At 71.7% G+C, this 4997-nt stretch carries 1 protein-coding gene; it reads left to right on the top strand.

The genetic code is table 11. The features are described from left to right. Positions 1-15 precede the first annotated feature (15 nt). The coding region (locus ACIRL2_RS51220) for a beta-ketoacyl synthase N-terminal-like domain-containing protein (RefSeq protein ID WP_402242667.1) at positions 16-4997 on the top strand (4982 nt) is incomplete at its 3' end.

A 4997-nucleotide genomic window follows, 5' to 3' on the forward strand; every position in this document is an offset into this window, starting at 1 on the left:
GCGGGTGTGGGTGGCGTGATCAAGATGGTCCAGGCGATGCGTCATGGCGTGTTGCCCAGGACGTTGCACGTGGACGAACCCTCGCCGCACGTGGATTGGGCGTCGGGTGCGGTGTCCTTGTTGACGGAGCCGGTGGCGTGGCCGGAGACGGGCGCACCGCGCCGGGCCGGGATCTCCGCCTTCGGCGTGAGCGGCACCAACGCGCACGTGATCCTGGAGCGGCCCGACGTCGAGGAGAGCCCGACGGTCGCCGCCGGCGAGCCGCAAGCCGAGACGGATTCGGTGCGGGCAGCACTGCCGACCCCGATTCCGTTGTCCGGGCGCGGTGCCGCGGCGCTGCGTGAACAGGGCGCTCGTCTCCGGGCGTTCGTAGCGACGGCGATGGACACACCGCTGGTCGACCTGGGCGGCTCGCTGGCCACCGGGCGCGCCGCGCTCGACGACCGGGCCGTGTTGTTCGTGGACGACCACGCCGAACTCGCGGCGGCGCTCGCCGCGTTGGTCGAAGACCGCGAAGGACCCCGGCTGGTGCGCGGTACGGCGAGTGCCGAGCCGGGGCGGTTGGCGTTCGTGTTCGCGGGTCAGGGTGGTCAGCGGGTCGGGATGGGTCGTGGTTTGTTCGCGGCCTTCCCGGTGTTCGCGGCGGCGTTCGACGAGGTGTGCGACCGGCTGGAAGTGGAACTGGGTGAGGGTTCGTTGCGCGAGGTGATCTCGGGCGATGTGGATGGTCTGGATGGGACGGGGTTTGCGCAGCCGGCGTTGTTCGCGGTCGAGGTGGCGTTGTTCCGGTTGTTGGAGTCGTGGGGTGTGCGGCCGGATGTGGTGGTCGGGCATTCGGTGGGTGAGATCGCGGCGGCGCATGTGGCTGGGGTGTTGTCGTTGGAGGACGCGTGCCGGCTGGTGGTGGCGCGTGGTGGGTTGATGCAGGCGTTGCCGGTCGGTGGTGCGATGGCGGCGATCGGTGCTGCCGAGGCGGATGTTCTGCCGTTGCTGGCGGGGCGGGCCGATGCCGTCGGGATCGCCGCGATCAATGGTCCGGATTCGGTGGTGGTCTCCGGTGCGGAGGCTGTGGTTGCCGAGATCGTGGCGCATTTCGAGGGGTTGGGGCGTCGGGTGCGGTGGCTGCGGGTCAGCCATGCGTTCCATTCGCCGCTGATGGACCCGATGATCGACGAGTTCCGCCGCGTGGTCGAAGGATTGTCTTTCGGTGCACGGGAGTTGGCGGCCGTCTCGACGGTCACCGGTGCGGTGGTCGAGGGCGAGTGGAGCGATCCCGAGTATTGGGTCCGGCATGTGCGACAGCCGGTCCGGTTCCACGACGCCGTGGTCACGTTGGAGGTCCAGGGCGCGCGCGGGTTCGTCGAACTGGGTCCGGACGGCGCGCTGACGGCGTTGGTTCGTGACGGGCTGCGTGAGCCGGAGCGTGCGGTGACCGTACCCGTGCTGCGCAAGGACCGGCCCGAGTCGGACACCGCGATGGTCGCGCTCGCCACGCTGTATGTGAACGGCGCCGCGCCCGACGTTTCGTGGGCCGGCTTCCATCCGGGCGCACGCCGCGTGGACCTGCCGACCTACGCGTTCCAGCGGCACCACTACTGGCTGGACGACCTGCCCGATCGTTCGGCCGATCTCGCCTCGGTCGGAATGGGCGACTCGGGCCACCCCTTGCTGGGTGCGGCGGCGGAACGTGCCGACGGTGGTGGCGTGCTGTTCACGGGCCGGCTGTCGCTGCGCACGCACCCGTGGCTGGCCGATCACGTGGTCGGCGGCGCGATCGTGCTGCCCGGAACGGCGTACGTGGAACTGGCGGTTCGAGCCGGTGACGAGGTCGGGTGCGGGCTGCTGGAAGAGCTCATGCTGGAAGCGCCGTTGTTGCTCGGCGAGCGTGGCGGTGTGGTCGTGCAGCTGTGGGTCGCGGCGGCGGAAGAGCATTCGGGACGGCGCGCGTTCGCGCTGTACTCGCGCGTCGAGGACGACGGCGACGCGGTGGGCGAATCGACGTGGCAGCGACACGCCACCGGCACGCTCACGCCCGTCGCCGCGGAGCCGGACGACCACCTGACCGACTGGCCGCCCACCTCCGCAACGCCGGTCGACCCTGCGGAGGTCCGGGCTCTGCTGGTCGAGCGCGGTTACGACTACGGCCCGTCGTTCCAGGGCCTGCGCGCGGTCTGGCGCAGCGGCGACATCCGCTACGCGGAGGTCGCGCTCCCGGCGGACGTGTCGGTGGACGGATTCGGCCTGCATCCGGCCCTGCTCGACGCGGCCCTGCACCCGCTGGTCCTGGACGTCGACGAGCAGACCCGACTGCCCTTCGTGTGGAACGACGTCGCACTGCACGCGTCCGGCGCCACGACACTACGTGTCCGGCTCACCCCGACCGACGGGAACGGGCTCGCGGTACTGCTGGCCGACGACGCCGGCCGGCCGGTGTTGTCCGCGTCGTCGCTGGTGCTGCGTCCGGTGACGGAGATCGCCGCGCCGGCCGGTCGGTCGACGGCGCGAGGTTCGCTGCACACGGTGGACTGGGTTCCGCTCGCGGTGGACGCGCACGGGACGACTTCGGCGGTCACACGGCATCCCGAGCTCACGAGCGGCTCGGACCTGAGTGCGTTGGACACGGTTGCGGACGTCGTGACGTACCGGGTCGGCACAGCGGGCAGCGCCCGGGACGCGGCGGCCGGTGCGCTGGACGTGGTGCAGACCTGGCTCGCCGACGAGCGCACGGCCGACGCGACGCTAGTGGTGGTGACGTGTGGTGCGGTCGGGGATCCGGCGCAGGGCGCGGTGTGGGGTCTGGTGCGGTCGGCGCAGTCGGAGCATCCGGGTCGGTTCGTGCTGTTGGACGTGGACGCCTCGGACGCCGCCTCGGCGGAACTGGTGACCGCTGTAGTCGCATCGGGTGAGCCGCAACTGTCGGTATCCGAAGGCACGGTGCGCGCGGCGCGCTTGGCGCGGTTCACGTCGCCCGTGGACGCTGCCGGGCCTGATTGGGGTTCGGGGTCGGTGTTGGTGACGGGTGGTACCGGGAGTCTGGGTGGGTTGGTGGCTCGGCATCTGGTGTCTCGGCATGGTGTGCGGGATTTGGTGTTGGTGAGTCGGCGGGGTTCGGCGGCGCCGGGTGTGGGGGGTTTGCGGGCGGGGTTGGTTGCCTCGGGTGCTCGGGTGGAGGTTGTTGCGTGCGACGTCTCGGATCGGGCGTCGGTGGTGGGTTTGTTGGCGGGTCGTTCGGTGTCGGCGGTGGTGCACGCGGCGGGTGTGCTGGATGACGGTGTCGTGGAGGCGTTGTCGTCGGAGCGGGTTGCGGGTGTGGTGGCCGCGAAGGTGGACGGCGCGTTGTTGTTGGACGAGTTGACGCGGGGGCGGGGGTTGTCCGCGTTCGTGTTGTTCTCGTCGGCGGCGGGTGTGTTGGGTTCGGCGGGTCAGGGTGGTTATGCGGCGGCGAACGCGGCGTTGGACGCGCTCGCGGTGCGTCGGCGGGCGGCGGGTCTGCCGGCCACCTCGCTGGCCTGGGGCCTGTGGGCACAGAGCGAAGGCATGACCGACGGCCTCGGCGGCGCCGACCTGAGCCGGCTGCACCGCTCGGGCGTGCTCGCGCTGTCCGCCGACGACGGGCTCGCCCTGTTCGACGCGGCCACCGGTACGGACGCGGCCCTGCTCGTCGCGGCCCGGTGGGACACCGCCGCGCTGCGCGCCCAGGCCGTCGACGGCGGGCTGCCATCGGTCCTGCGCGACCTTGTCCCCGCCGCGCCGAGCCGTCGCGTGGCACGCGGCGGCGCCGGCTCGGACCGCTCGGCCGGTTCGCTCCGGGAGCGGCTGTCGGGGCTGTCCGCCGAGGAGCGCGAGCGCGCCGTGTCGACACTGGTGCGCGAGCATGTCGCCACCGTGCTCGGCCACGGAACCGCCGAGTCGGTGGACCCGGAACGGGCTTTCAAGGACCTGGGCTTCGACTCTCTGACCGCCGTCGAACTGCGCAACCGACTCAACACGGCGACGGGGCTGCGCCTCTCGGCCACTCTGATCTTCGACCACCCCACGCCGGCCGCGTTGATCGAACACGTACGGGCCGAACTGGCGGGTACGGGAGAGGCGGAGGCAACGGACGCTGCCCGGCCGGCCGTTGCGCCGACTGTAGCCATCCACGACGAGCCGATCGCGATTGTCGGGATGAGCTGCCGCTATCCGGGCGGCGTCGGCTCGCCCGAGGAGCTGTGGCGACTGGTCGCCGCAGGCGCCGAGGGGATCACCGGCTTCCCGGCCGATCGCGGCTGGGACCTGGCCAACCTGTTCGACCCGGATCCGGAACACAAGGGCAAGAGCTACGTTCGCCAGGGCGGCTTCCTGCACGACGCGGGCGACTTCGACCCGGTGTTCTTCGGCATCTCGCCGCGCGAGGCGCTCACCATCGACCCGCAGCAGCGACTGCTCCTGGAGACGTCCTGGGAGGCGTTCGAGCGGGCCGGCATCGACCCGCGGACGGTACGCGGCAGCCGCACCGGCGTGTTCGCCGGCGTGATGTACGGCGACTACGGCTCCCGCCTGATGAACTCGGCGGGCGACGCCGGCGAGTTCGAGGGATACCTCGCCAACGGCAGTGCGGGCAGTGTCGCGTCCGGCCGGGTGGCCTACACGTTCGGCCTGGAGGGTCCCGCCGTCACGGTGGACACCGCGTGCTCGTCGTCGCTGGTCGCGCTGCACCTGGCCGCGCAGGCCCTGCGCAGCGGCGAGTGCTCGTTGGCGCTCGCGGGCGGCGTGACGGTGATGGCCACGCCCAGCGTCTTCGTCGAGTTCAGCCGACAGCGGGGCCTGGCGGCGGACGGCAGGGCGAAGGCGTTCTCGGCGGCGGCCGACGGCACCAGTTGGGGTGAAGGCGTCGGGATGTTGCTGCTGGAGCGACTGTCCGACGCGCGCCGCAACGGGCACGAGGTGCTGGCCGTCGTCCGGGGCACCGCGACCAATCAGGACGGTGCGAGCAATGGTTTGACGGCGCCGAATGG

It is taken from the genome of Embleya sp. NPDC127516 (genome assembly GCF_044765325.1).
Taxonomy (GTDB): Bacteria; Actinomycetota; Actinomycetes; order Streptomycetales; family Streptomycetaceae; genus Embleya.